Source organism: Stenotrophomonas sp. HMWF003 (genome assembly GCF_003061285.1).
Lineage (GTDB): Bacteria > Pseudomonadota > Gammaproteobacteria > Xanthomonadales > Xanthomonadaceae > Stenotrophomonas > Stenotrophomonas maltophilia_AP.
Window position 1 is genome coordinate 13,532 of the sequence record NZ_QAIW01000158.1, and the last position, 4,667, is coordinate 18,198.

Here is a 4,667-nt window from a genome sequence, read left to right on the forward strand (position 1 = left end):
GCCTGGCCGCCCTCACATGTGAGCAGCGTCAGAGTTTGCCGCGATGGCGAGCCGGAAAAGCAGCCATTGGCGGCTTTGCCACTGCCGCTGACATCAATCCAGATGATACAAAACGTCCCTTTTATCGGGGGACGTTTCCATGATCACACCCAACCCATGGCGGGGCGACGCCACGCCCGCGCAGACCGGGCAGGCGGCACTGTCGCCCGGTGCGATCACGCTGCTGGTGCTGGCCGCATTAATGGTGGCGCTTGGCTTTGCCAGGCTTCCCGATACGCTGCTGGACATCGGCGTACTCGTGATCGGCGTCTTCATCGCCGTGGTGGCCAGGATCTGCCAGGCGCGTGACCAGCATCTGGCGGTGTGCCGGCTGTTGCGGGAGTACGCCAGCCAGCGCAGGCGCTGACTCAGTCCCAGTGGTTGGCCTCAGCGCCCTCCTGCCCATCGCGCATGCGCACGATGCAGAACCGGTGCCCGGTGGGGGCTTCCATCACCCACCAGCGTTTGACGAAGCCGATCCGCCGTGCCCCCAGTGCTTCCAGGCGCGACGCCTCGGCATCGATGTCGTCGCTTTCGATATCCAAGTGCACGCGTGAGGCGTGCTCCACCCGTTGCACTTCCACATTCAGCCCGGCCGGTGCGCCCGCCAGGTCCGCGTACTCGGCCCCCTCTTCGCTGTAGGCCGGTTGGGCGCGGTAGCCCAGCGCCGCCGACCAGAAGGCGGCGGCCTCGTCGGCGGGGATGTTGTGGCAATCGATGATGAATCCGGCAAGGCGGCTGCGGTGGGCCATGGTCGGCACCTCCAGAGTGGGAGGGTGCCGGTATCGCACCGCTGGCATCGACGTGGCGTGAGGTAGCCCGGCCCGCGTCGTTTCACGCCACTTCCGCTGCCGCGACGTCCTGGCCGCGCCGCGGCGTGCGGCGTGGCCAGAGGTGGGCGGCTCAGCGCGCCGTCGTTGCCGGGAAGACCAGCTCGGCCTGCACCGGGTAGTGGTCCGACGGCAGCACGCCGCCGGGCGCATCGTCGAGCGTCTGGAAACGGTCGACCTTGAAGCCGCGCACCAGGATCCAGTCCAGTTCCACGGTCGGCTTGCCGGTGAAGTCGTGGAAGGTCAGGCGCGGGCCATCGACCTTGGCAGCCAGTTTGCGGGCATCGCCCAGTGCCGTGGTGAATGCCTGGTAGGTGGTGCTGCCCGGTTCGCTGTTGAAGTCGCCGGTGACCACCACCGGGATGTCCTTGGGCAGCGTGGCCAGGCGCGTGGTGATCAGCTTGGCGCCCAGCACGCGGCGCGGCTCGTCCTCGTCGCGGTAGGGCAGGTGGGTATTTAGCAGGTAGAAGCGCTTGCCGTCGGCCTGGCGCTGGAACAACGCCCAGGTGACCATGCGCGGCATGAGGTTGCCCCAGGTGATGCTGCCTGGCACATCAGGCGTATCGGACAACCAGAAATCGCCCGATTCGATCACGGTGAGCTGCGCGCTGTCGTAGAACACGCCCATGTGTTCATCGCCCGTGCCGCCGCGACGGTCCTTGCCGAACCAGCGGTAGCCGGGCAGGTGTTCAACCAGATAGTCGGCCTGCTTCTGCACCAGCTCCTGGGTGCCGAACACCGCCGGGTGCTGCTCACGCAACAGGCTGACCATCGCATCGCGACGGTCGTCCCAGCGGCGGCCGGGTTCGGTATCCACAGGGGTGCGCACGTTGAATGACATCACCCGCAACGGGGCGGCCGTTTCGGCCAGTGCGTGGCCAGCGGGCAATGACAGGGCCATCAGCGCCAGCAGCGCGGTACGACGAAAACGAGACAACATTGGAATCCCTCCATCCCATGAAAACGTTTCCCCGAAGGGTCGCATGGAACGGGGCCGCGGGGGAATTGCAGCTGTTGGCGGCTGGAGGGGCAGGCAGCGTGCACCTGCCCCGTGCGGCTCAACGCCACAGTGTCACTCGTTGGGCACGTACCACTGCCCGTCCTGGTCGATGTGGTAGACACTGGCTACCTGGCGATTGCCATTTTCGTCCAGATAATACGTAGTGCATCGCTGGTGGTAGACATACTTGGCCACCATGAACGGCACGCACTCGGTGAAATACCCGTCCTGTGCCGAGGCCTCGGCCATGCCAACGGTGCCGCTGGCGGCCAACGTGATTACCAGTGTGGCCATCGCGGCCAAATGCAGTTTCATAAGCATCATCCTTGCTTCTGCAGTGGAAGTGTCACGGCATGGGTAATCCACGCCCACGTAATCCGGTCAGTCTGCCGGGAGATACCAGACGCCATTCTGGTCGATGTAATACACCGATACCCAGATCGATCCGTCCGCCTCTGTATGGGTGACGGTGCAGCGTTGATGGATGGTATGGCGGTCTACTTTGAACGGGACACATTCGGTGGTGGAGGTGCCGGGCAGGCCGGCATTGGCCGTTGTCGCCGTCGCTACGCTACCTGCGATCAATACCATGCTGGCCATCGCGGCCAAGTGCAGTTTCATCAGCATTATCCTTGCTTCTCTGCAGCGCACATGCGCCCGCGTTATTTAGCATGGACGTATGTACCGGGCAATATGCCGTTACCCTCGCGCGGGCGCCCGCTCAGTTCGCCAGCAGGATCCAGCCGATCAGGCTGTTGATCACGATGCCCAGCATCAGTACCCAGACGGTTGACAGCACCGTGTTCGGCCATGACCGCTGCAGGGCCACCTTGAGCCAGCCGGCCTGCACCACCGCATACCAGACCAGCGACAGCACCGACACCGCGATGCCGATCTGGGTGGACAGCGCGCCGGGCAGCCGCACGAACACCATGCTGGTCGACAGCGCCACCGCGAACGGGGCAGTCAGGTAGCACTGCATGAAGAACGGGCGGCGCAGCGATTCACGGGTCATCGGCACCTTCTTGCGCCGCAGCAGGTGCACGCTGCTGATCAGCGGCCACACCGCAAAGGTGATCGAGCGGTACAGCAGCAGGCTTTCCTCATTGCCGAACACCGTGCGCGACAGTTGCCCGGTACCGGTTACCTGCTGGTGCATCAGCAGCTCCACGCCGTGCGCGACCAGCACCGCCAGCATCAGGAACATCGGCGGGCTGATCGCATCGTCGAACTGCTTGTCCAGCTTCTGGGTCAGCTCGGTGTTGACGTACTGCGCCATACGCCGCGGGTGCACGATTACCCGGTACAAGGTGCGCGGAAAGAACAGAAACCAGGTGCAGAGTTCGTACAGAAACTCTTCCAGCGACCGGAGCAGTTTGAGGAAATCCATGGTCAGTGGATGGCGACGGTCAACGTATGCGGTGCCTTCTCGCCGCGACGTGCCTGCGCACGCATCTGGTAAACCTGGATCACATAGGTGCCGGAGGCGGGCAGGGTGCCGGTCCAGCGGCGCGTCTCATCGGTGCTGCCCAGTGCTTCGCCCTGGCCGGGCACCACGCCCGGCGCGTACACGTTGAGATTGGCGTTGGCGCTGCCCGCCAGCGTGACGGTCATGGTCTGGCCGGCGCGTGCGACGACTGTGTAGCGGACGGTGTCGTAGCCGGCAACGGTGCCACGCAGCGTGGCGCTGCTGGTGCCCTTGGCGAACTGCACGGGCGTGGTGGTCACCTTGTCGGCTGCGCCGGCCAGGGCCGGGGTCAGCGCGAGCAGGGCGGTCAACAGAATCGAACGGAAGGGGGCCATGGCAATCTTCGCTGTCCGGGAGGGGATGACCGGAGCATGATCGCCCGCACATCAAGGTGTTGTCGATGACGCCAGGGAGGGTAACCTTGGCGGTTCCCTTCTTGAACGGCAGGCCCCCGATGGATTACCAGCTTGTGATCAAGTTCTGGAGAAAGTCGCTGGACGACGAGGCCTTCCTGGCCACCCTGGAGGCTGAGCTCAGCCAGGTACTGGGCGCGACGGCGGCGCTGGACGGCCACGACATCAGCGCCAAGGAGATCAACCTGTTCATGTTCACCGACGACCCGCGCTCGGTCTTCCGGCGGGCCAAGGACGTGCTGGACCGGCTTGGGGTGCTGCACAGCGTCTCGGCGGCCTACCGGCTGGTCGGCGGCGCGCAGTTCACCTCGGTGTGGCCGCTGCGCATGGCCCGGAAGTTCACCCTGCCGTGAGCGAGCGTCGGGACCGTCACAAGGAGCGTAACGCGTGACCCAGGCTACCCAGGCAATGCTGAAGACGCTGACCGATGCCGTCACCACGGAGTTCGCGGCCGCGGGATTCGTGCTCAAGCGCGGGCGCCATTTCGAGCGCGTCAATGCATCCGGCCGGACCCACCGCTACACGGTGGGGTTGTCGAAACAGAAAGGGTGGTACTCGCTCCACCTCACCCTTGGCCTGCTCGATCGCGGGCTGATGGCGGGGGTGAACGCCGTGCTGGAACAGGCGCTGCGCGACGAGGCATTCGACTACCCGGAAACCTGGCCGCCCGCTCTGGTTGAATCCACGATCAAGGCGCGCGTGTCCAACCCGGTGGTGGCGACGCTGACCGATTGGCGGAGCCTCCGGGATGACGCGGAGACGCTGGAGGCCTTCAACGCACGTTTCGGGATCTGGTTGCGTGCGTTCGACAGCCTCGAGGAGGTGCCGGACTGGCAGGCGCAGCTGTCGACGAGTGTCACGCTGTCGCTGGAGTGGTTTCGCAGCGTCGACACAGCGGAATGGATTGAGGCCAATAC

General features: G+C 65.0%; 9 protein-coding genes. 3 read left to right on the forward strand and 6 right to left on the reverse strand.

All coding sequences use genetic code 11. The annotated features are described in order from the left end of the window. Positions 1-139 precede the first annotated feature (139 nt). Complete coding sequence (locus DBR34_RS06310; protein WP_128096149.1) at positions 140-406, forward strand: hypothetical protein; 267 nt, start codon at positions 140-142, stop codon at positions 404-406. Position 407: 1 nt separating this feature from the next. Here the strand turns inward: DBR34_RS06310 and DBR34_RS06315 are convergent, their stop codons facing one another. The 6 genes from DBR34_RS06315 to DBR34_RS06340 form a co-directional block, all read right to left on the reverse strand. Next, the gene (locus DBR34_RS06315; RefSeq protein ID WP_128096150.1) at positions 408-791 is read right to left on the reverse strand and encodes a VOC family protein; all 384 of its coding nucleotides are present in this window, start codon (positions 789-791) and stop codon (positions 408-410) included. A gap of 151 nt (positions 792-942) precedes the next feature. Beyond that, positions 943-1,809, reverse strand: a complete 867-nt coding sequence (locus tag DBR34_RS06320) for an endonuclease/exonuclease/phosphatase family protein (RefSeq protein WP_128096151.1) — start codon at positions 1,807-1,809, stop codon at positions 943-945. Between the two features lie 132 nt (positions 1,810-1,941). Further along, the gene (locus DBR34_RS06325; protein WP_128096152.1) at positions 1,942-2,184 is read right to left on the reverse strand and encodes a hypothetical protein; all 243 of its coding nucleotides are present in this window, start codon (positions 2,182-2,184) and stop codon (positions 1,942-1,944) included. 66 nt (positions 2,185-2,250) lie between these two features. After that, on the reverse strand, positions 2,251-2,490 hold the full coding sequence (locus DBR34_RS06330; RefSeq protein WP_128096153.1) for a hypothetical protein: 240 nt from the start codon (positions 2,488-2,490) through the stop codon (positions 2,251-2,253). Positions 2,491-2,590: 100 nt separating this feature from the next. Continuing rightward, a complete protein-coding gene (locus DBR34_RS06335) occupies positions 2,591-3,259 on the reverse strand; it encodes a hypothetical protein (protein ID WP_128096154.1) in 669 nt (222 codons plus the stop codon). A 2-nt stretch (positions 3,260-3,261) separates the two neighbouring features. Then, complete coding sequence (locus DBR34_RS06340; protein WP_128096155.1) at positions 3,262-3,672, reverse strand: g-type lysozyme inhibitor; 411 nt, start codon at positions 3,670-3,672, stop codon at positions 3,262-3,264. A gap of 119 nt (positions 3,673-3,791) precedes the next feature. Here DBR34_RS06340 and DBR34_RS06345 point away from each other — a divergent pair, with 119 nt between their 5' ends. Together DBR34_RS06345 and DBR34_RS06350 are read left to right on the forward strand one after the other, a co-directional pair. After that, positions 3,792-4,103: a hypothetical protein gene (locus tag DBR34_RS06345; RefSeq protein WP_038688959.1), complete on the forward strand. Its 312-nt coding sequence runs from the start codon at positions 3,792-3,794 to the stop codon at positions 4,101-4,103. Positions 4,104-4,137: 34 nt separating this feature from the next. Next, on the forward strand, positions 4,138-4,667 hold a 530-nt coding region (locus DBR34_RS06350), incomplete at its 3' end, for a hypothetical protein (RefSeq protein WP_219928220.1).